This is a genomic window from Thermoanaerobacterium sp. R66 (assembly GCF_028895185.1).
GTDB lineage: Bacteria > Bacillota > Thermoanaerobacteria > Thermoanaerobacterales > Thermoanaerobacteraceae > Thermoanaerobacterium.
The window spans coordinates 2,478,200-2,498,771 of sequence record NZ_JAEUWW010000001.1 but is presented as its reverse complement, the minus strand read 5'-3'; the positions used below and the strand labels follow the sequence as shown (position 1 = coordinate 2,498,771).

The 20,572-nt window shown below is 33.3% G+C and carries 23 protein-coding genes; 3 read left to right on the top strand and 20 right to left on the bottom strand.

Annotated elements, in window-relative coordinates; all coding sequences use genetic code 11:
- Nucleotides 1-3 precede the first annotated feature (3 nt).
- The 7 genes from JJQ93_RS12635 to JJQ93_RS12605 all read right to left on the bottom strand — a co-directional run bounded on the left by JJQ93_RS12635 (nt 4) and on the right by JJQ93_RS12605 (nt 7,596).
- On the bottom strand, nt 4-987 hold the full coding sequence (locus JJQ93_RS12635; RefSeq protein ID WP_274894001.1) for a LolA family protein: 984 nt from the start codon (nt 985-987) through the stop codon (nt 4-6).
- 13 nt (nt 988-1,000) lie between these two features.
- Complete coding sequence (locus JJQ93_RS12630) at nt 1,001-2,527, bottom strand: NAD(P)H-hydrate dehydratase (RefSeq protein WP_274893999.1); 1,527 nt, start codon at nt 2,525-2,527, stop codon at nt 1,001-1,003.
- A gap of 77 nt (nt 2,528-2,604) precedes the next feature.
- A complete protein-coding gene (locus tag JJQ93_RS12625) occupies nt 2,605-2,967 on the bottom strand; it encodes a DUF6514 family protein (RefSeq protein WP_274893998.1) in 363 nt (120 codons plus the stop codon).
- Between the two features lie 296 nt (nt 2,968-3,263).
- Nucleotides 3,264-4,514, bottom strand: a complete 1,251-nt coding sequence (locus tag JJQ93_RS12620) for an ATP-binding protein (protein ID WP_274893997.1) — start codon at nt 4,512-4,514, stop codon at nt 3,264-3,266.
- Nucleotides 4,515-4,534: 20 nt separating this feature from the next.
- The gene (locus tag JJQ93_RS12615) at nt 4,535-4,921 is read right to left on the bottom strand and encodes a secondary thiamine-phosphate synthase enzyme YjbQ (protein ID WP_274893996.1); all 387 of its coding nucleotides are present in this window, start codon (nt 4,919-4,921) and stop codon (nt 4,535-4,537) included.
- A 63-nt stretch (nt 4,922-4,984) separates the two neighbouring features.
- Nucleotides 4,985-7,183: a HelD family protein gene (locus JJQ93_RS12610; RefSeq protein ID WP_274893995.1), complete on the bottom strand. Its 2,199-nt coding sequence runs from the start codon at nt 7,181-7,183 to the stop codon at nt 4,985-4,987.
- A 161-nt stretch (nt 7,184-7,344) separates the two neighbouring features.
- Nucleotides 7,345-7,596, bottom strand: a complete 252-nt coding sequence (locus tag JJQ93_RS12605) for a DUF1294 domain-containing protein (RefSeq protein ID WP_274893994.1) — start codon at nt 7,594-7,596, stop codon at nt 7,345-7,347.
- A gap of 190 nt (nt 7,597-7,786) precedes the next feature.
- Between JJQ93_RS12605 and JJQ93_RS12600 the strand changes: the two genes are divergently transcribed.
- Nucleotides 7,787-8,539, top strand: coding sequence for a DUF438 domain-containing protein (locus JJQ93_RS12600; protein WP_274893993.1), 753 nt, complete (start codon nt 7,787-7,789; stop codon nt 8,537-8,539).
- 35 nt (nt 8,540-8,574) lie between these two features.
- Here the strand turns inward: JJQ93_RS12600 and JJQ93_RS12595 are convergent, their stop codons facing one another.
- The gene (locus JJQ93_RS12595; protein WP_085113584.1) at nt 8,575-8,970 is read right to left on the bottom strand and encodes a bacteriohemerythrin; all 396 of its coding nucleotides are present in this window, start codon (nt 8,968-8,970) and stop codon (nt 8,575-8,577) included.
- Nucleotides 8,971-9,111: 141 nt separating this feature from the next.
- Between JJQ93_RS12595 and JJQ93_RS12590 the strand changes: the two genes are divergently transcribed.
- On the top strand, nt 9,112-9,915 hold the full coding sequence (locus JJQ93_RS12590) for a Cof-type HAD-IIB family hydrolase (RefSeq protein ID WP_274893992.1): 804 nt from the start codon (nt 9,112-9,114) through the stop codon (nt 9,913-9,915).
- 23 nt (nt 9,916-9,938) lie between these two features.
- Here the strand turns inward: JJQ93_RS12590 and JJQ93_RS12585 are convergent, their stop codons facing one another.
- From JJQ93_RS12585 to JJQ93_RS12540, 10 genes are all read right to left on the bottom strand, one after another.
- Complete coding sequence (locus JJQ93_RS12585; protein ID WP_503010263.1) at nt 9,939-11,159, bottom strand: serine hydrolase; 1,221 nt, start codon at nt 11,157-11,159, stop codon at nt 9,939-9,941.
- 199 nt (nt 11,160-11,358) lie between these two features.
- Nucleotides 11,359-11,910 carry a GNAT family N-acetyltransferase gene (locus tag JJQ93_RS12580; protein ID WP_274893990.1) on the bottom strand — a complete coding sequence of 184 codons (552 nt, stop codon included), beginning with the start codon at nt 11,908-11,910 and terminating at the stop codon, nt 11,359-11,361.
- 24 nt (nt 11,911-11,934) lie between these two features.
- The gene (locus tag JJQ93_RS12575; protein WP_350494230.1) at nt 11,935-12,423 is read right to left on the bottom strand and encodes a GNAT family N-acetyltransferase; all 489 of its coding nucleotides are present in this window, start codon (nt 12,421-12,423) and stop codon (nt 11,935-11,937) included.
- 223 nt (nt 12,424-12,646) lie between these two features.
- Nucleotides 12,647-13,762 carry a GNAT family N-acetyltransferase gene (locus tag JJQ93_RS12570; protein ID WP_274893988.1) on the bottom strand — a complete coding sequence of 372 codons (1,116 nt, stop codon included), beginning with the start codon at nt 13,760-13,762 and terminating at the stop codon, nt 12,647-12,649.
- Between the two features lie 214 nt (nt 13,763-13,976).
- Complete coding sequence (locus JJQ93_RS12565; RefSeq protein ID WP_274893987.1) at nt 13,977-14,441, bottom strand: pyridoxamine 5'-phosphate oxidase family protein; 465 nt, start codon at nt 14,439-14,441, stop codon at nt 13,977-13,979.
- A 110-nt stretch (nt 14,442-14,551) separates the two neighbouring features.
- Nucleotides 14,552-14,974 carry a hypothetical protein gene (locus tag JJQ93_RS12560; protein ID WP_274893986.1) on the bottom strand — a complete coding sequence of 141 codons (423 nt, stop codon included), beginning with the start codon at nt 14,972-14,974 and terminating at the stop codon, nt 14,552-14,554.
- The gene (locus tag JJQ93_RS12555; RefSeq protein ID WP_274893985.1) at nt 14,974-15,174 is read right to left on the bottom strand and encodes a helix-turn-helix transcriptional regulator; all 201 of its coding nucleotides are present in this window, start codon (nt 15,172-15,174) and stop codon (nt 14,974-14,976) included. The genes JJQ93_RS12560 and JJQ93_RS12555 overlap by 1 nt, the downstream gene beginning before the upstream one ends.
- Before the next feature lie 230 nt (nt 15,175-15,404).
- A complete protein-coding gene (locus JJQ93_RS12550) occupies nt 15,405-15,917 on the bottom strand; it encodes a GNAT family N-acetyltransferase (protein ID WP_274893984.1) in 513 nt (170 codons plus the stop codon).
- Nucleotides 15,918-16,058: 141 nt separating this feature from the next.
- Nucleotides 16,059-16,550, bottom strand: coding sequence for a GNAT family N-acetyltransferase (locus JJQ93_RS12545; RefSeq protein WP_085113594.1), 492 nt, complete (start codon nt 16,548-16,550; stop codon nt 16,059-16,061).
- Nucleotides 16,551-16,607: 57 nt separating this feature from the next.
- The gene (locus JJQ93_RS12540) at nt 16,608-17,000 is read right to left on the bottom strand and encodes a DUF5680 domain-containing protein (protein WP_274893983.1); all 393 of its coding nucleotides are present in this window, start codon (nt 16,998-17,000) and stop codon (nt 16,608-16,610) included.
- A 383-nt stretch (nt 17,001-17,383) separates the two neighbouring features.
- Between JJQ93_RS12540 and JJQ93_RS12535 the strand changes: the two genes are divergently transcribed.
- On the top strand, nt 17,384-17,929 hold the full coding sequence (locus JJQ93_RS12535) for a GNAT family N-acetyltransferase (RefSeq protein ID WP_085113595.1): 546 nt from the start codon (nt 17,384-17,386) through the stop codon (nt 17,927-17,929).
- A 166-nt stretch (nt 17,930-18,095) separates the two neighbouring features.
- Here JJQ93_RS12535 and JJQ93_RS12530 read toward each other — a convergent pair whose 3' ends face one another.
- Complete coding sequence (locus JJQ93_RS12530) at nt 18,096-18,497, bottom strand: helix-turn-helix domain-containing protein (RefSeq protein WP_274893982.1); 402 nt, start codon at nt 18,495-18,497, stop codon at nt 18,096-18,098.
- 188 nt (nt 18,498-18,685) lie between these two features.
- Nucleotides 18,686-20,512, bottom strand: a complete 1,827-nt coding sequence (gene glmS, locus JJQ93_RS12525; protein ID WP_085113597.1) for a glutamine--fructose-6-phosphate transaminase (isomerizing) — start codon at nt 20,510-20,512, stop codon at nt 18,686-18,688.
- Nucleotides 20,513-20,572: the final 60 nt, after the last annotated feature.

Below are 20,572 nucleotides of genomic sequence, written 5' to 3'. Positions count from 1 at the left end.
AAATCAAATTAAAGAATTTAAAATCATCAGTGCTTCGTCAGAACTTATTTTTTCATTAATCATCAAATCAACAATGAGACCATTTCTATCTAAAATATATCTATTCCCTCTTTTATAATAAATAGTATTTCCAATGCGCCCTTTATCAAAGCCTTTCCCATCAAAAGCGCTAACACTTTCAACAATTTTTATTATATCATTACCGTTTAAATATGTTAAATTAATTGAATTATTATTTGACAAATCTACACTTATATTTTCAAGAGTATACCCTTTAGGAATGTATCCAGGAAATACTGGGTTTATGCCTGAGTATTTATATACATCTTTTATATCTACAGACATGTTAATATCAGTGCGGAAGTACCTGCTGAATGTAGAAATATCTTTTTCGGCAAAAAGGCCATCATCTAACTCTGGATTATACACGAAATTTGCGTACTTCATCTCAGCAAAAACCTTCCCATTTATGTCATAAATCTTCATAGATACCGGTTTATAATCTTTTTTCGAAAATTCAACCGATTCACTGTACATAAAAGTATTCCCGTTTAAAATAGGAACATCGATTTGGTAAAATTCGCCGTCTTCACTTTCTTTTATCTCGCCGGCTTTTTTAAAATTATCTATAAATGATGAAAACATGGAATATGCAGGTATGTTTTCGCTATCATCCTCTATAAATGTCTGATTTATTTTTGAAAAATACACGTAACTCCTATTGCCGTCGTACACGATGACTTTATCAGGTTTATTAGACTCATCGTATATTTCCATGCGGTACTTTCCATTTTTATAAAACTGCTTCATGGTATATCTCTTTATATTTTTATTATTATTAAGCTGAACTTCAACATCTGAAGTATAACTTTTTAAACTTTGAATTGTTTTTTTTACATTTGAAGGCACATCTAAGTGAGACTTTTTTATGCATCCTGACAAAAAAATAGTCAATATAAGCAATAGCACAAACAAAAGTCTCCTCAATCACATCACCTCTTTACATTTTCATTGCATATGGAATATATTCAAGTATGTTTGTCGCAGTAAGTCCGTATTCTCCATACTTTTCTGAAGCCATATCACCTGCTTTTCCATGGTAGTAAACTCCGTAAATGGCCGCTTTTACCCCTTTTAATCCCTGAACCAAAAATGACGATATCATGCCGGTCAAGACATCTCCAGAGCCTGCCGTAGCCATACCCGGATTCCCTGTACAATTAATATATATGCCTTCAGTATCGTTTCCTATTACTGTTCTTGAACTTTTAAGAACAAGTGTCGCTTTATACTTTGAAATGAACTTTTCAACAGTTGCGTATATATTATTATTTATATCATCAACAGAAACTCCTAATAATCTCGACATCTCGCCCATATGTGGTGTCAAAATTACATCTTTGCCGATTATCATATCCACTGAATCAGATATAGCATTCAATGCATCAGCATCAAGAACTAATGGTTTTTCAAGCTTTAATATGACTTCTTTTACAAACTCTTTTACATTGGAGCTATTTGTAAGCCCAGGTCCTATCGCCACAGCATCGACAGTATTCGCCAACTCTAACACTTCGCCAACTGAACCTAAATAAAATGCTCCATCTTTGTCATCCAATCCATACGTTATGATTTCTTTCAAACTGCTTTGCATAATTCCTTGTATAGCCTTTGGCACAGCTAATTTAACTATGCCACATCCTGTCTTTATTGCGCTCATAGCGCACAAAGCTGCTGCACCAGTCATGTCTTTTGAACCAGCTACAATCAAAAGCTTGCCATAATCTCCTTTATGGGTATTCTTATATCTTTTAGGCAATACAACATCGTCCTGTGAAATCATATTGTATCTGCACTTAATATTGTCGACTAAATTATTCGGTATGCCTATGTCGGCCACAACCACTTTCCCAGCATAATCTACACCCGGATATACAGCAATCCCCTTTTTCATAAACTGCATAGTTACCGTAGCATTTGCTTTTACCGCACAGCCTTCTACCTTACCATTGTCACCATTTATTCCTGATGGTATATCGACAGATATGACGTATTTGCCAGATCCATTCACAATGTCTATGATGTCTTTGCTTATACCTGACACTTCTCTGTCGAGACCTGTTCCATATAGCGCATCTATGACTAAATCAGATTCTTTGATGCTCTTTTCAAGAAATTTTAGTTGCTCTTTTTGAAGGATTTCTGCCACGTAAATCCCCATATTGATTATTATGTCGAGGTTTTTCTTTGCATCACCAGAAATCAATCCTATACTTGATACTACAAAGACCTTCACATCAAAACCTCTGTTGAAAAGGTATCTTGCAGCAACAAAGCCATCTCCGCCATTATTTCCTTTACCGCACATAATCACCACATTATTTCTATTGCAACTAATCAGGTATTCTGCTGCATGTTCTGCCACAACGCGGCCGGCATTTTCCATAAGGCACACAGATGGTATTCCAAGAGAATTTATGGCTATAGATTCTATTTCTCTCATTTCTCCATTTGATACGATCTTCATAAACATCATCTCCGTTATCGTTCTATTAATGTTATTATAAACTTAAAACTGCAATAAAAAAAGAAGGCTTTAAGCCCTCATATTGCAATTTTGCATTCTTTTGCGTATTCATCGTAATCATCTATGTATTGATAATATAAATCATCCATTATGTCTGACAAATGCAGCGGTGACAAGTCATCGATGCAAAATCTCTTTGCCATATCTTCCACTTTGTCTTTGTATGGACTTACATGAACTACTACATCACCAAGCTCTTCCTTCACTATACCCTTCTCAGTTATCTGCTCCGCAATTTCGATTCCATACGACGGCACATCAACATTTTCGCCGCCATTAAATACTTTTACCTCTGATTTTACTACAGCGTATTTCCTCACTATCATCTTGTCACCATAGTTTATTGTCGATACGTACTCGCTTACTCTTTTGTAATACATAATTTTACCCCCTTAATTCGTTCTAAGCTTTGAATTTTTATCAAAAATTTACTATTAAAGTAAAAATTCTATTATAATATTCTATTTATCCCTCAAAAATCCTTCTTTTTTTTAGAATATTTTTTATCGACAGAAAATGATATAATATTCCATGTGTAAACATTTAACGCCATGCAAATAGCCGATTACATGGTTTTGCATCATAAAACCAGGTTTGTTTTTATTGAATAAGGACGAATTATGTCGAAAATTTTTTTTGCAAAAAAATAAAAAAATAAAGGGATTTTGAAATCCCATCAGCAAGTTCTCAAATGATCGATAAATTGTCTGGCGGTTCTTGGTGACATGCCATTATGCCAAGAGCTCCATCTCATCGATTCTCTTATCAATGTATCTCTGTCTAAATCAATATGATATTTTTGAGCTAAAGATTCGACTATCTTTAAATATTCTTCTTTGCCAGGTGATTGGAAAGTAACAGTTATTCCGAACCTATCTGCCAATGAAAGTTTTTCTTGCTTTGTATCTAATGAATGAATTTCACTTTGCACATTATCAGTTAAATACTCTTTTATCATGTGCCTTCTATTTGAAGTAGCATATATTAAAACATTGGTAGGAAGCTTCTCTATACCGCCTTCAAGTGTTGATTTTAGAATTTTATATTCAGTCTCATTTTCTTCAAACGATAAATCATCCAAAAACAGAATAAACCTAAGGCCTCTTTTGCTTATGACACTTATAATTTTGTTTAAATCCAAAAGATCTTGGCGACTTACCTCAATAAGCCTAAGACCTCTTTTATAGTACATATTCAATACAGCCTTTACAGTTGAGGATTTGCCAGTTCCTCTATCTCCATAAAGCAAAATGTTTGAGGCTGGCAAACCTCTCAGAAACCTATCTGTGTTATCTATGACGATTCTATGCTCATCTTCATATCCTACCAAATCTTCAAATTCAATAGGATCGGGATTTTCTACACCAACAATCTTCCCATCAAGCCATCTAAATGCTCTATACACGCCATATATGCCACAGCCATTTTCTCTATAGTATTTTGCTACATCATCAGCGTTATTGCAGTCTACCAAATATTGTCTATGCCTTTCAGATGATTCTAAAAGATGTTCCCACGAAATCACATTAAATTTCAAACACTTTCTAAGGCAATCCGCAAAATCCACTTCCGAAAATCTTTTTAAGTATTCAAGCTCTCTTTTTGCAGCCATCTTCAATGTTTCATCAATGGAATCTTGTTCAAATTTCTCAGTTAACATGCTAAATATGTTTTCATCAACTCTTGCTAATTCATCTATTTTCGATTTCCAAACCTCAGAATACACATTATTTTCCACAGCATAATTCGATAAATCCGAAAATAAATCGCTGTACAGCTCATAGACTTTGCCTTCATCCACTTTTTCACTGACAAGTAAATTTAAAATTTTTATGGCTTTGTCTACTGTAGCATCTTTCATTATATTTTTGTATATAATGATATTCTTTAAATCTTCTGTCAACTTAGATATATGCTCTTTGGTCACAACAATTATCCCCCTTATCCTTACACTATTTTAACGTACACTTTTCTATGCCTTGGACCATCAAATTCACAGAAGTATACGCCTTGCCATGTACCTAACTGTATATCCCCATTTTCTATCATCAAATTAATGCTTGTCCCTACCAAGACAGATTTTATGTGAGCATCTGAATTGCCTTCTAAGTGCTTAAATCTCATTTGAGGAATGATTTCATTAAGACCTCTCAATATGTCCTCTTTCACATCGGGATCAGCATTTTCGTTTATCGTCACACCTGCAGTAGTGTGTGGCACATGGATGAAGCAAATGCCATCTTTTATGTTGCTCGCTTTTACGATTTTTCTCACTTCATCAGTTATATCGATAATAGCCTCTCTTGCGGGCGTATCAATTCTAATAACTTCCATAGAACCACCTGCCTTCCGAATTATTTTATAAAATTATAACAAATTTATTTATGAAAATAAAATTCATCCTATAAACTTACAGAAATCTCCCAAAGAATATATTATAAGCCTATGCAACGCTCGCGTACATGCAATGTACAAAAGATTTCTGTCGTATTCGGTTTTGTAATTTTCACTTGATGCATTAAAGACAAACGCAACGTCGAATTCTATACCTTTAGCCTCATAAGGCGTAATTATGTTTACACCTTCTATCACTTCGTCGTCTTTTGAGTTCAAAAGTTTCACATTGATAAAATTCTTCATTGTGCCGTAGACTTTATTCGCTTCATCTTTTGTCTTTGCAATGACGCCAATCGTCTTATACCCATCTGCAAAAAGTTCCGAAGCATTATTTGCTATATTTATGCATATTTCTTCAAAACTATATTTGCGGACCAATTGCGGTTTATCGCCATGCCTTTCAAATGGCATTATTTTCGGAGGATGTTTAAGCAATCCAATAGAAAATTCATTTATCTCATAAGTAGATCTGTAACTATTTTCTATGAAAAACTTTTTTATTTTCCTTTTGGCAAAAACTTCATCAATAAGATCGTAAAAAGCCTCATTTATTCCTCTGTCAAGTGTTTGGTTCACATCTCCCAATACAGTGAATTTAGCATCATAAAACATCAAATTAAATATTTTATAAAAAATCTGTGAATAGTCTTGTGCTTCATCTATCACAACGTGTTTTATTTTTTTGCGAGACTTAAATCCCTCCACCTTGTACTTCAAATATAATAACGGCCCGATATCTTCGTAATATACTTTTCCATCATCTATGTTTTTACAAGTCAATTCAGCTATCTTAAAAAAATTTTCAGATAAATCTATGTTTAGTCCGTATGAAAGCCTTTTAAACAAATCTTTATCAGAAAACAGCAATCTATAAATATCTAAGAAATTGACATCTGTGAAACTATTTACTTGTTTTTTAATCCTCCTCATTTCTTTTATGGACAAAAGACGGCTGTATGCCTTTATCTCAAATTCATGGCCCTTACGATCTTCAACAAACCTCTCAATTTTGGAAAGCCTTCCTTTTCTAAGATAATGGATTTTATCAAATATCTTCATCTCTATTCTTTCAAGTCTTTTTTTCATTGGTCGGTTCATCTTGTCATTTAAAAATTCATTCTTTAAATCATGCCTGCTGTACACTACTTTGCCATCGTAATACACATCTTTAAACTCTATCACATTCCTCTCATAATATGATAAAAGTCTGTCTAAAACCGCAATAAATTCCGAAGAATTTTTAAGCCTTGCAGAATCCAACATGACTTTGTCTTCACACGACGAAAGCCTTTCTACATAATCGGACCTTTCCTCAACATGTACTACATCTCCTATGGCATTTTTTACAAAGTCCTCAAAGATAATTTCATTTACATTTTCTTCACCTAATTCTGGCAGCACATTTTTTATGTATTGACTAAAAATTTTATTGGGCGAAATTATGAGTATGTCATCTTTCTTTAAATTTTTATCTCTTTCAAAATAAAGCAAATAGGCTATCCTATGCAGTGCTATGGATGTCTTCCCACTTCCTGCAACACCTTGAACTACTAAAACATCTCCATCTACATCTCTTATTATCTTATCTTGTTCTTTTTGAATAGTTTCAACAATTGTCCTCATCTTTGCTGTAGAATTACGCCCTAAGGCTTCTCTCAAAATTTCGTCATCTATTACTATATTGCAGTCAAAGTAATATTTTAACTTCTTATCTTCAATCTTGTACTGCCGCTTTAGCACTACATCTCCTTCTATAATTCCGTCTGGAGCTTCGTAAAAGGCTCTGCCCTTTTCAAACCTGTAAAACACACTTGATATAGGCGCTCTCCAATCGTATACGATAATATCGAATGTATTCGGATCTCTCAAAGTTTTAAGCCCTATATATATTTTTTCCAATAAATCTGAACCGCTTTCTATAAAATCAAATCTACCGAAATAAGGAGAACTAGCCATTTTATTCAATGATTTAAGATTTCTTAAAATCTCATTGTAGTACACAATATGTCTTTTAAGCTCATTTATATATGGATTCACCTCTACTAATCTATCAAAATTGTCAGGTGTATTAGGCGCATATTGCAAAACATCTTCTCTCAACTGCTTTATATTTGTGCCCTCTATCATGAGCATTTGTTTCAATCTGTATATTTCATTCTCGATAAAACCGATAGTCCTATTAAGGTATTCAAACTCCAATTGATAATCATTGGTTCGCATTTTACCACTCCCTTTTAAGACTTCGATTATTAATGTTAATGTTGATATATTTTCTGTGGATATTGTGGATAAGTTTGTTAATAACTGAAATTCAATTGTTGTCAATGTGAATTACATGTTAGCATATAAAATATCTTTCCTTAATGATTGATGTTTAAAATCTTGTACAAAAAGTATATAGACATTGCATTTGTAAATACCGCCAAGGGTACTAAAACCTTGAAGCTTATGTGCTTTGTCTTATGGTGAAATATGTACATACCACAAAAAACGCCTATACCTCCCAACAAAAATGACAAAAGAAAAAGAGTTCTTTCTTTAATCCTCCACTTTCCATGAGTGGCTTTGTACTTGTCTACACCCATAGTGGCAAACGTAATGATATTCCACACAAAGATAATTAACCAAAATACTTTCACAATATTCATCCGCCTTTTTTTAAGTTTAATTTTATTTTAAAACAAAACTACAAAAAAATAAAATGAATAAAAATTTTATTCCTATCAAAATACTGTGATTTAAATCACAGTATTTTGATGTAGTCTTTTGTATACTGGAAATAGAAAAAGGAGGATGTATATCATGGAAAATAGAGTTGATAAACTAGCTGACGTACTTAAAAGGCTTAACAATAGCGAAGATCCTGAGACGGTAAAAAGCGAAGCAAGAGAATTGATAGAAGACCTTACTGCCGAAGAATTATCTTTAGCAGAGCAAAAATTAGTTGATGAAGGAATGCAAGCAGAAGAGTTAAGAGGGCTTTGTTCGGTTCACATGGAGATGCTGGAAGGACAGTTAAACGGATTGAAAGAGTCTTTGCCTGACGATCACGTGTTGCAAACACTTATATTAGAACACGATGAAATACTAAAGCTACTTGACAAATTAGAGCTTTTAAACATAAAGATACAGAAAATGTCGTCACCACAGGAAGACAGAGCCTTGTTATCAGATTTAAAAGAAACTGCAGAAGGCATTTTAAGCGCCGAAAAGCACCACAAAAGAGAAGAAGACGTATTGTTCCCTGAACTGGAAAAACTGGGTATAACAGGTCCAACAAGGATAATGCGTCTTGAGCATGACGAGATACGATTGAGAAAAAGAAGTTTGGTAGAGCTTGCAAGCAACATCGACTACATCGATTTTGCAGATTTTAAAGACAGAGTGAAAGAACTATCAAGCTACATCGTATTCAACATGAGAGATCATATCTTTAAAGAAAATTACATCCTATATCCCACGGCCTATGAGGCAATTGAAGATGATAAACTATGGGCTGACATGAAAAATAGATGCGATGAAATAGGATACTGCCCATTTACACCATTAAAGTAATTTACAAGGTGGCATTACCACGCCACCTTGTTTTTTTATTGCTTTTCTGCATATAACCTATCGTCTTTCAATATGTGCTTTTCAATCCAATCCACCAAAAAGTTTAAAATATCTTTTATGTACTCGTCTTGATTTTGATCTATCTTATCTAAATCTATGTTGTTAATCTTCTCTTTAAAGTCATCGTGCAGCACTTTATGTGAAAGCAACTTTTTAAAGCCTATGCTTTTCATGTAGCCTTCTTCATAGTCAAAATGGTAAATCGTATAGTCCTTCAACTCTTTTATTATGTCTACAATGTGATCGTATTTATCAATGGCAAATTCATTCTTCAATAAATCGTACGCTTCATTTGCAATATCAAAAAGTCGCTTATGCTGCTTGTCTATCTCGTCAATGCCAAGCCTAAAATCTTCTTTCCAAGTTATCATTCAATCTCCTCCCCATAATTTTTTTATAATTTTAACATATATACGATTTGCGAACAATATCTCATAAAAAATTTTTCAGTAGTCTTAAAATCAAAAAAATTGTATAATAGATACGGTGTAAATATTATTTGGGGTGATCATATGAAATACAAAATGGTTGTAGCAGACGCAGATGGGACTTTGTTAGACGACAAAAAAAAGATCTCTGAAGTCACGAAAAATAGTGTAAAAAAGTTTCGCAATATGGGAGGTATTTTCACATTGGCAACAGGTAGAGGCATCATATCAGCGACTCCATACATAAAAGAACTTGATATTGATGTGCCTGTCATACTTTTTAACGGATGTGTAATATACGATCACATAAATAAAAAAATACTGCATGAAAATTATCTCTCTGACGATTTATACAAGCTTATAGCGAAAAAATGGCAAGAAGGAAAATACGATGTAGACATTCTTGTATACAGTATAGACGGCATATACATAAATAAGATATCCGATTTCATCAAATCATACATGGAAACAGAGCACGTAAAATGCGATTTAATCGAAGATCTCCGCAAACTTGATAAAATTATAAAGGTGCTTTTCAGAGGAAATAGGGACACATCTTTAGAGCTTGTAGACGAAATAAGGCAATCATCAAACGAGCCTTTTACGTGCGTACAGTCAGACGAATATTTTATAGAAATTCTCCCTTATGGCACTACAAAAGGATCCGCACTCATAAAATTATGTGATATTCTCAACGTAGACATTAATCAGGTTGTAGCAATAGGCGATCAAGACAATGACAAAGAAATGATAATCAAAGCAGGATTTGGCGTTGCCATGGGAAACGCTGATGACGCCATAAAAAGAAACGCCAACTATGTAGCAAAATCCAATTTAGAAGATGGTGTCAGCGATGTAATAGAAAAAATCATACGCGATGAGTTTTAAAAAAGCCGGTAATCCCGGCTTTTTTAATGACTGACCTGGAAGTCATATACCATCTTCGATATTTCCCTTATTACAGTATAGGCATCCGAATTATCAGATCCATCTACATTGTTGCCCATGATGGTCAAAATATACGGTTTTTGCGTATAAAAAACAATAGCTGTATCATTTACTACATTTGATAGATTTCCAATTTTATGAGCAACAGTTATATTGCTTGGCAAAGGATATGAGATCCTATCGTTATAAATAGTATTTTCAAGATAACTTAGAAGCTCTCCTGCCGTGCTGCTGTGCGCATTTGCATAATTTAATATATCCTCCATGTAGATGCTTAAATCCCTTGGAGATGTGACATTATCTGAATATGGCACAACATAAGCACCTAAACTTTCTATGAAATTCAAATAATTGTCATATCCTACAACTCTCATCAACATATTTGATGCTATATTGTCGCTTTCTTCTATAGATTTTTTTGAAAGTTCCCTAATTGTATAATAAGTTCCAACAGGATCATATTGTATAGAGCCAGACCCGCCTTCATAATCTTGTGATATATACTGTACTTCCATATTTGGATCTAATTTCCCTTCGGTTATAAGTGTATACACATAAAAATTTAGAGGAACTTTATATGTGCTGGCGGCAATAAAGGATCCATAACCATTTATATCAAAAGTCTCGCCAGAGTTTAAGTCTATGAAGTATACTCCGTAATTTCCCGTATGCTGGCTAAGCAGTGTCTCAATATTTTCTTTAAGTTCCTGATAATTAGAAGCATTGTCAAGCTGTTGCGGTACTGTCACTGGCGGATGTGGTATAAGCAGCTTCTCGCCAACATATAAAGATGCGTTGTCACTCAATCCGTTTTCATCCAGAATATCTTGAACAGATGTCCCGTATTTCTTCGCTATAAAATAGATATTGTCATTTGGTTGTACATAATAGACAACTGGATTTTCCCACGAAGCATTTTGAATAGCATTGTAAGTATTAGGTCCTACAATCCCGTCTGCAACCAAGTTTTCTGCTTTTTGAAAATCTAATACTCCATTTAATGTGTTATTGCCAAAAACACCATCAATAGCACCCGTGCTAAATCCAATGCTATTTAATATGCTTTGTAGCTCCGATACATCAGTACCGTAAGTCCCTGTGCATAAAAGCCTTGAGCCAAATTGAAATTGTGGAAGTCCGCTATCACCGTATGATATGACAGGCACAAAGACCATGCTCAACATTAATAGATATAAAAATAACATTTTAATCTTGCGCAAACTGCATTCCCCCTTTCCGGTATATTATATAATATATATATTTATATGTCATTAGTATATACGAACCTTGATTTCCATAATATATCATTAATAAAAACTTTATCGCTTGAAAATCAAAAGCCTCAGATACATATTCCAAACATATATCTAAGGCTTTTTAATATCATACATTGTCGTTTAATAAAACCATGTGTACATGGTCTTCCCATTTACCATTAATTTTCAGATACTTATATGCTATTCCTTCATTGTAAAATCCCAATTTTTCGACTACTTTTAATGATGGCTTATTCCTCGGCATGATGTTTGCCTCAATTCTGTGCAGCTTAAAATCGTCAAAAATTATATCAATTCCTCTTTTAACCGCTTCAGTCATATAACCATTATTGATTTCATCTTTGTCTAATTTGTACCCCAAATGACATGATAAGAATGCGCCTTTTACGATGTTGTTAAAACATACTGTACCGATTATTTTTCTGTCATCATTCTTTTTAAATATCCACATTCTAAGCAAATCATTATTTTCGATGCCTGTCAATTCCTTTTCCAGATTTTCCTGCTGATACTCCTTTGTGTAAAACTTCTCATCTCTTAAAGGTTCCCACTTCTGTAAAAAAGTCCTATTTCTCAAATAGTAGTCTAATACTAATTCTGCATACGTTTTATCCAGTACTTTTAATATTAATCTTTCCGTTTCGTAGACTTTTTGCATGCATAACTCCTCCCTTCTTTTTTATTATTTTTTGCTTAAATTCATTTCAAACTCAATCTCATGTTTAATTGGTATGCCATAATTGCCTAATAATGGTATAGACGGCTTTAATTTTCTCGCAGCATCCACAGCATTGAGATGTATTTTCACCATATCAAATCCACGTTTTTGGTAAAAACGAATTGCATTTATATTATCATTTGTCGTAACCAATTTTATTTTTGTACATTTTTTATTGATTGCCTCTTGGATGATTTTATTTAAAAGAGCAGTTCCAATACCCTGATTTTCCTTCAAACTGTCTAAAGACACGATTTCACATTCACTATCCTTAATTCTATATGTCACTAACCCAATAATTTCATCTTTTTCATGTGCAATAAAGCCTTCTAATTTTGTCATATCGACTATTTCACCACCTACAACCATTTCAGTTGAAAACCAGCGAGATCTTATAAAATGATTTACGCGTTGACGATCATCAATCGATATTGGTTTAATGTGCATATTCATTACACCCTTTCTGTGCTCTATTAATCATTTTGTATATTTATTTCAATTAATCCTCTATAAAATTAAATCTACACTTCTAATATCATTACATCATAAGCAAATTCAATTTCTTTGTATTCTTTTATAATTCTAAATAATCGTCATATGACTTTTATTGGGTGTTGCATTTAATATTGCAATTTAAGATCAAAAATGTCTTTTTTGAAATTCATGAAACACCACCCTAATTTAATTTTATCCAATGTACCCTCCTATCCTTTCTAAATCCTGCTTTTAATGCCAGGTTCATAGACTTTACATTATCTTCTTCAATATGTACAAATGGAAATTCGCCAAGTTCCAGAAGCCTCTTTATCATTGCAACAGTTACATCCATGCCATATCCTTTCCTTCTGTAATCTTCCAATACATTCAAAAAACCTATTGCTCCATCATCATGTGTAATTGCCCACGCCACCAGCTTTTCATTTTCATAAATGCCAAGACCAATGCCATTTTTTATCCTATCTTCAATATATTCAATTGATATATACTCTTTATACTTGGAATTCTCGAATATATATGGAGCATCTGCAATTGATAAGTCAACAACATGTGATTTTACGGTCGGCAGTGGTACATTAGAATCATAGACTAATTTCATACTGGTAAGTTGAGACTTTATTTTCCTGTTTTTCACAATATATGAGAGCATCCAGTCCTCAATGACTGCAAAACATTTATCCTCCTCATCCAACCCCTCAATAAGTTGAAAGAACTCATCATAGGATTTGCTGCTAATATAAACCCAATCTTCATCGCTTATTCCTCTAACAAGTACTGAATCTCCAACTGATTCAATGTTATAAATAGGATAATTTCTAATAAAGTTGATGATATTAATGTTCCTTGTTTTGTCTTTTTCAAGCAGTTTTAATACCTTGCCACTTAAAAAATCTAATACCTTTCTTAGAAGTATCGGCTGTACATCCGCATAAGTAAGATTATCAGGCATCATTTTAAAAAAGCTTACTTCGCATATCTCGCTATCTGGCAAAGGCCCCATTTCATTTACTTTTGCATAAAGCAATCTCCCAGATGTAGTTATCTCATCTATGGTAACAGAGTAATCACATATGGGCTCAATTTTGTATTTTAACGCCCCTGTTTCCTCAAACAGCTCCCTTGAAGCAGTTACATTAATATCTTCATTCTTTTCTCTGTGACCGCCAGGCACTTCCCATGTATTTTTGTCCTCATGCCTTACAAATATCCATTTTCCTTTATAAGTAGCAAATATAACAGCAAAATTAAACTGACTATTGCTTAATCCACCTATCCTGTAAAACTTTATCTCCATAGTTATACCCCAATCTCATTTACTTTTCTTAAAATTTTTATATAGACCCTTAAATAAAATTGATACCTATATTTTCACTTTTAACACAATTTCTTGAGTCAATTTTCACAAAATTTTTTCGCGTAAATTTAATTATGGAATTAGTTTGAATTGATTTTTTCATCTATATCATTATACTTAAAATGATTATCACTGAACAAAAATTTACCTTTATTTACTGCCTTGCCTTTCCTGTCAAATGCTCAATATTAATTTTAATGACTTTTGCCTTAATACCACTCTTTCGTATGTATTCCATCCCTTTCTCCATAAACTCGCCAGAGTATTTTTGAATTAGCGCAACCAATGCATCCTCCTTTTCCTTATCATATACTTCCACCGCACGTCCAAACACTATTACACTCTCATACCTATAACTAAACTTATCAGGTATTGGTTCAGTATTGCCAACCACACAAAAAGAAACTTTATTGTTATGAACAATATTGTCCAACTTGCTTCCTTCAGCAGCACAATGAAAATAAATGTTTCCTTCATGGTATATGTAGTTTAGAGGAACTCCATAGGCATATCCATTTTCACATACTGTAGATAACACTCCATATTGTCCTTTTCTTAACAGTTCAATAGCCTGTTCGTCATCAATAGATCTATCTTTTCTTCTCATTTCCTTAAACATTTTCTGCTTTCCCCCATAATTAAATAGTATTCTTTTATCATTATACACTAAACTTTATTATAAAAAATTTAAATAAAAAAATTAAAGAGAATGAAATTATAGCTTATTTTTTACATTCTCTTTGAAAAATAATTTGAAAAGAAGATAACCAATGCAAGTTCTATTAAAAGTAGTGAAGCAACCATGATTAAAACCATTTTATTAACATTCATAAATCCTAATGCCATAACCAAAACTAAAATCACATAATTCATAATTTTGCTTGTCATATAACCAACCTTTTCTCTGATTCTTGTATTGCGTTCATCATTTACCTCTATCTCTATCAATCTCTTTATTCTTTCTTCTTCCGTTGCTGATATTGTAAAAGAACGCAACAAATTGCCAACCCCAAACACCAATATTACAGAACCTAAGCCAATACATAAACCTGAAACCATTTTTAACTCTTCTTTTGTAAATACAAAACCTCCTAAAAATAATAGTACCAATCCTACTACCGCGGTAGATAAATACGACAATTTTCTATCCATTATTCTTCCTCCTCATAAATAAAAATATCTTCAATCTGCATATCAAAATATCGGGCTATCCTAAATGCCAATATGATTGAAGGATTATATCGCCCATTCTCAAGAGAACTTATCGTCTGTCTTGACACTTTTAACGCTTCTGCAAGTTCTTCTTGTTTAATGCCACGCTGTCTTCGTATTTCTTCCAGCCTGTTTTTCACAAATTATCACTTCCTTTTATGGAAAGTTCACTTTACATTTTTATTTTATCGCTTCATTTGCCGAATGTCAAGCTGACTTTACATCCTTAAATAAAAAATAACTTCTTGATGTTTTATTCCCATGTACAAACAAAAAAGCAGTCCCATCGTATTTCTCACGATTTCCCTGCTCTTTAAAAACTTATTGACGAAGACAATATTCCCAACTAAAACGCATCACAAATTTTAATTTAATCATCAAAGCTTTTTGCCAAATCAGCCAAGGTTTTGTCATTTACTCTATACACAGTCCACTCATCCATTGGAACTGCCCCTAACCGTTTATAAAATTTAATAGATGGTTCATTCCAATCAAGGCAGCTCCATTCAAGTCTGCCACAATTTCTTTCTACAGCAAGCTTTGCCAAAAATGACAGCATTATTTTACCAAGTCCTTTACCTCTCATCTCAGGCTTTATATACAGATCTTCTAAGTATATCCCCGGCCGCCCTAAAAAAGTGGAAAAATTATAAAAGAATAATGCAAATCCTACAGGTTTATCCTCATACTCACCGATAATAACTTCTGCGACTTTACGGTCAAACAATGATTCTTTCAATAATTTCTCCGTCGCCACAACCTCATGCAACATATTTTCATATTCAGCCAGCTCTTTGATAAAGCTTAAAACTAATGCCACATCTTTTTTCCTCGCAAATCTTAATTTAAACTTTTCAAGCTTTGTATCGATTAATTCACTCATTCTTTAGGCCCTCCTACAGCATAGTATTGTCAAAAGTTTTGTCACTAAATTCGACTCATACCCTTGATTTTTATTCAACAGATATCGTTTTTTGCTTCAACTTTCCTGCTTTTTCATTGCAGGAGTTTTTAACGATATCATCTAGATTTTCATGCTTAATATTTCTCCAGGCAATCCATCCATTTCGCATATCATATGTGTGGTAAATCCATTCTTAATTAATATTTTCCTGGAAGCAATGTTATTGGGGTCTATAATCGCTATAATTTTATTTATTTGCTTACTTTCCTTTGCTTTATCAATTAATAACTTAGCAATTTCACTACCAATCCCTTTACCCCAATAATCAGGCAATAACATATAACCAAGTTCTGCTTCTGTAGAACTCCGTTCTTTTACTTTTAGCAAAGCAGACCCAATAAATTTATTAGTTGAAATTTCCATTACTTTAAAATTGCCAAATAAATTATGCAATTTATTATTACTCAAAACTGAATTATACCTTTTTACTGCTTCATCTAAAGAAATAGCCCTTCCCGTAATCATAGCCATTACTCTTTCATTACTAACCAACTTAAAATATTTATCAAAATCCATAGATGTAAATTTTTCTAAATATATTCCTTTATTCATAAACTCACCCCTATTTTATTTGTAATAATTATTTGAGAAAATCGCGCAATTAATCTTTTAATTAAAGTATATTGCTTCATTTCCATCAAACTCAGCTATATCTCCATGCCATGAACATTTATAAACATACTTATCCTGTTCAAATAAAGAAGGTCCTCTAAATGGGTTTTCAACAAGCACTGCCTTTAACGCACTTTTCAAGCATTTGCTGAATCCTGACGGGATTTCGTCAACAAGCATCTTCCCGTAGTAATTCATCCCCCATATGGGCTTCTGGTTTTCAAATACCACTTCTTCATCAATAAAATCATCACTTCCAAAGTAAGAGTCTATGTACAGTAAATTACCTTCACCATAATGTAAATCCTTTGAGTTCGGTCTCGAAGATACAGAAATAGCCCCATCTCCAGCATATGTATTCTTTTTTGCTCTGACCAGAAATCCTTTCAAAGCCAATTCTGTACAGTTCAATATACCACCCTTCCTATTTATTCTCGCTCTATTTCTTTACTCTTTTTATAATCACTGTAATAATACTCAATGCTGCTAAAACTATAAATATTATAAGTAAGCTCCAGATTAATTGTTAATTACACAGAAAAACCATAAATAATCTAATATTTAATGGCATTGCATTAATTTTTTTATAACTTAATTATGATACGCTTTTGTTAAATCCAAACTTCTTGTTTTTACCTCAAAAATACATGTTAATCATATTATACCATATGTCAACGATTTAACCATGTTTAATCATAACCTAGAACATTCATCTATCTTATGTTAAAATATTTTTAAAAAAAGTATCGAAAGACAAGGTGGGAATATAATAAATGAATATTGAGATTAAAAAAGCTACAATTGAAGAAAAATCTATACTCCGAAATTTATTGGAATTATACCAATATGACTTTAGCGAATTTGACGGTAGTGATATTAATGAGCACGGATTATTCGGGTATAAATATCTGGATCACTACTGGACTGAAAATAACCGTTATCCTTTCATAATAAGAGTTAATGGCAAATTGGCTGGCTTTGTCCTTGTAAGGGATCTTATAAACACCGATAATACTATTACTCACTGCATTTCGGAGTTTTTTATTATGAGAAAATACAGAAGACAAGGAATCGGCAAAACAGTTGCTCAAAAAGTTTTTGATATGTTTCCAGGCTATTGGAGTGTAGCCCAAATTGAACAAAACATTCCTGCACAAAACTTCTGGAGAAAAGTCATCTCTGAATACACAAAAGGCAATTATCGTGAAATTTATCAAAATGATGATAATTGGGTAGGCCCTATACAATTGTTTATATCAAAAGGTGCACCTATTATAAACAACAATTTTAATTGCGCGAATAATGATAAAATCGATTAAGGTCAACAAAAAAATCATGGCACCAGCAAGAGTTTTTACCACATTTCCGCCATGATTTTTTACTAACTCCATTTTTATCACATATACCCGTCATCGTATGCTTATTATATATCTTCATCAATCATTTTTTAAATCTTATAAAAGTCTTATTGTTAAAACTACCATACTATTTTATTTCAACTCTCGCTGTTTCTAACCACTTATCTAATGCACTTTTGCTAAATATATAATCATTACCTATTTTGATATATGGTATACCTGAATCTTTTTCGTTAACAATGTCTAATAATTTACTTTCCTCAATTCCTAAATATGAAGATGCTGTAGATAAGTCATAAGTATTTCTTGTGTAAGCAACATTAGCATTGTTATTGTACATATTATTTACGATATTACTTAATCCTTGAGACATATCAGACAAACCAGTACCAACATAATCTCCATTGCTTCTCATTCCATTTGCAATGATAACAGCACTTATAATAATAGATATTGACAAGCAAATAATAGAAAATGGCAATGCCTTATCTTTTAACATGGTATAATCACTCTCCCTTTTATAGTTCAATATAACATTATTATACATTAAATAAATTTATTAACACAAATTATATTAAAATAAACTTCATCTACACAGCCCTCAACACCTTATACTTTATTCCTGATAAAAAGTAAACCCCGCAGTAAGACAAATGTTACCCTATGTCCACTGCGAGGTTTTGGAATAAACTTTATTATCATGGAGAAAATTTATTTTTATTCAACTGTCACGCTCTTTGCGAGATTTCTTGGTTTGTCGACATCACAGCCTTTTTCTACTGCCATGTAGTATGCTAAAAGCTGCAGCGGTATTACCGTTATTATTGGTGCGACTTCTTCCATAGTCTTTGGTATATAAAGGACTTTTTCGACTATGCCCTCTAATTGGTTGTTGCCTTCCATCGCAAAAGCAAGGACGTATCCGCCTCTCGTTGTAACTTCTCTTATATTGCTTAACATCTTTTCAAAAAGGTGTTCTTGAGTTGCTAACGCTATGACTAATGTGCCATCTTCAATAAGAGCCAATGTGCCATGCTTCAACTCGCCTGCCGCATAAGCTTCTGAGTGTATATATGATATTTCTTTTAGCTTTAGTGATCCTTCCATTGCGACAGCATAGTCAAGACCTCTTCCTAAATAGAAGACATCTTTTGAATTAAAATGATTTGACGCAAATTCTTGAAGCTCATCTTTATAATCCAGTATGTGTTTTGCTTTATCTGGTAGCTGCTTTAATTCATCGCATATAGCTTTAGCGTATTCTTTATCTATTGTTCCTTTTTTGAGTGCTAAATCCAATGCGATCAGATACAATGCTACAAGCTGTGTCGTATAAGCTTTTGTAGACGCAACGGCAATTTCAGGTCCCGCCCAAGTGTATATGACATCATCAGCTTCTCTTGATATGGAGCTACCTACAACATTTGTAATTGCTATAACTCTTGAGCCATTTCTTTTGGCTTCTTTTAAAGCAGCAATAGTATCTGCAGTTTCACCTGATTGACTGACTACTATAGTCAATGTCTTTTCGTTTATAATAGGTTCTCTGTACCTGAATTCTGATGCTATGTCGACTTCTACTGGTATCCTGGCAAACTTTTCAATCACATATTTACCTACTACACCAGCATGGTATGCCGTTCCACAAGCGACTATGAATATCTTATCGATTTTATCTATTTCATCTTTTGTTATATTTACCTTATCCAAAACTATTTCGTTGTCGTTGACTATACGTCCTCTTAATGTGTCTTTTATAGCGTTTGGCTGTTCGTGGATTTCTTTCAACATGAAATGCTCATAGCCGCCTTTTTCTGCTGATTCTACATCCCATTTTACCTCAAACACAGATTTTTCAACATCTTTTCCAAATGCATCTATGACTTTGATGCTGTCCTTTTTTATTATCGCAATTTCTTTATCATCAAGGAAGTAAACTTTTCTGGTGTATTTCAGTATTGCTGGTATATCTGATGCAATATAATTTTCTCCATCGCCAAGTCCTACGATAAGTGGAGCGTCTTTCTTGGCTGCCACAATCATGTCTGGATGATCCTTTGACAACACTCCAAGTGCATACGAACCATCAATCCTGTCAAGAACTTTCATGACAGCTTCCACAATATCTCCATTGTAATAGTACTCGAGAAGATTTGCCACCACTTCTGTATCTGTTTCTGACTTAAATGTGTAACCTTCTTCTATAAGTCTCTTTTTAAGCGGCAGATAATTCTCGATTATGCCATTGTGAACGACAGCTATTATACCCGATTGTGACAGGTGTGGATGTGAATTTATATCAGATGGTTCTCCATGTGTTGCCCATCTGGTATGGCCAATTCCAATAGAACCAAAAAGATTCTCTTTTTTCAACGATTCTTCAAGCTGGCTTATTCTACCTTTTGCCTTTTTTATATTTATATTGCCATCATTTATCACAGCTATTCCTGCTGAGTCATATCCTCTGTACTCCAACTTTTTAAGTCCTTCTACTAATATTGGTGTCGCCTGTTCATCACCAATATATCCAACAATTCCACACATAGTAAATGTCTCCTCTCAGTATTTTTATTAAGTTACCCTGCTCAAACCGCTCTATGCCAA

Coding starts and splice junctions, on each gene's coding strand:
- JJQ93_RS12580 (WP_274893990.1), bottom strand. CDS start 11,910: ATGCAAAAAGTCTACGAAACGGAAAGATTAATATTAAAAGTACTGGAT.
- JJQ93_RS12630 (WP_274893999.1), bottom strand. CDS start 2,527: ATGAAGATCGTATCAAATGGAGAAATGAGAGAAATAGAATCTATAGCC.
- JJQ93_RS12545 (WP_085113594.1), bottom strand. CDS start 16,550: ATGAATAAAGGAATATATTTAGAAAAATTTACATCTATGGATTTTGAT.
- JJQ93_RS12585 (WP_503010263.1), bottom strand. CDS start 11,159: ATGTTGAGCATGGTCTTTGTGCCTGTCATATCATACGGTGATAGCGGA.
- JJQ93_RS12550 (WP_274893984.1), bottom strand. CDS start 15,917: ATGAGTGAATTAATCGATACAAAGCTTGAAAAGTTTAAATTAAGATTT.
- JJQ93_RS12595 (WP_085113584.1), bottom strand. CDS start 8,970: ATGATAACTTGGAAAGAAGATTTTAGGCTTGGCATTGACGAGATAGAC.
- JJQ93_RS12560 (WP_274893986.1), bottom strand. CDS start 14,974: ATGGATAGAAAATTGTCGTATTTATCTACCGCGGTAGTAGGATTGGTA.
- JJQ93_RS12615 (WP_274893996.1), bottom strand. CDS start 4,921: ATGGAAGTTATTAGAATTGATACGCCCGCAAGAGAGGCTATTATCGAT.
- JJQ93_RS12535 (WP_085113595.1), top strand. CDS start 17,384: ATGAATATTGAGATTAAAAAAGCTACAATTGAAGAAAAATCTATACTC.
- JJQ93_RS12570 (WP_274893988.1), bottom strand. CDS start 13,762: ATGGAGATAAAGTTTTACAGGATAGGTGGATTAAGCAATAGTCAGTTT.
- JJQ93_RS12625 (WP_274893998.1), bottom strand. CDS start 2,967: ATGTATTACAAAAGAGTAAGCGAGTACGTATCGACAATAAACTATGGT.
- JJQ93_RS12600 (WP_274893993.1), top strand. CDS start 7,787: ATGGAAAATAGAGTTGATAAACTAGCTGACGTACTTAAAAGGCTTAAC.
- JJQ93_RS12590 (WP_274893992.1), top strand. CDS start 9,112: ATGAAATACAAAATGGTTGTAGCAGACGCAGATGGGACTTTGTTAGAC.
- JJQ93_RS12575 (WP_350494230.1), bottom strand. CDS start 12,423: ATGAATATGCACATTAAACCAATATCGATTGATGATCGTCAACGCGTA.
- JJQ93_RS12565 (WP_274893987.1), bottom strand. CDS start 14,441: ATGTTTAAGGAAATGAGAAGAAAAGATAGATCTATTGATGACGAACAG.
- glmS (WP_085113597.1), bottom strand. CDS start 20,512: ATGTGTGGAATTGTTGGATATATTGGTGATGAACAGGCGACACCAATA.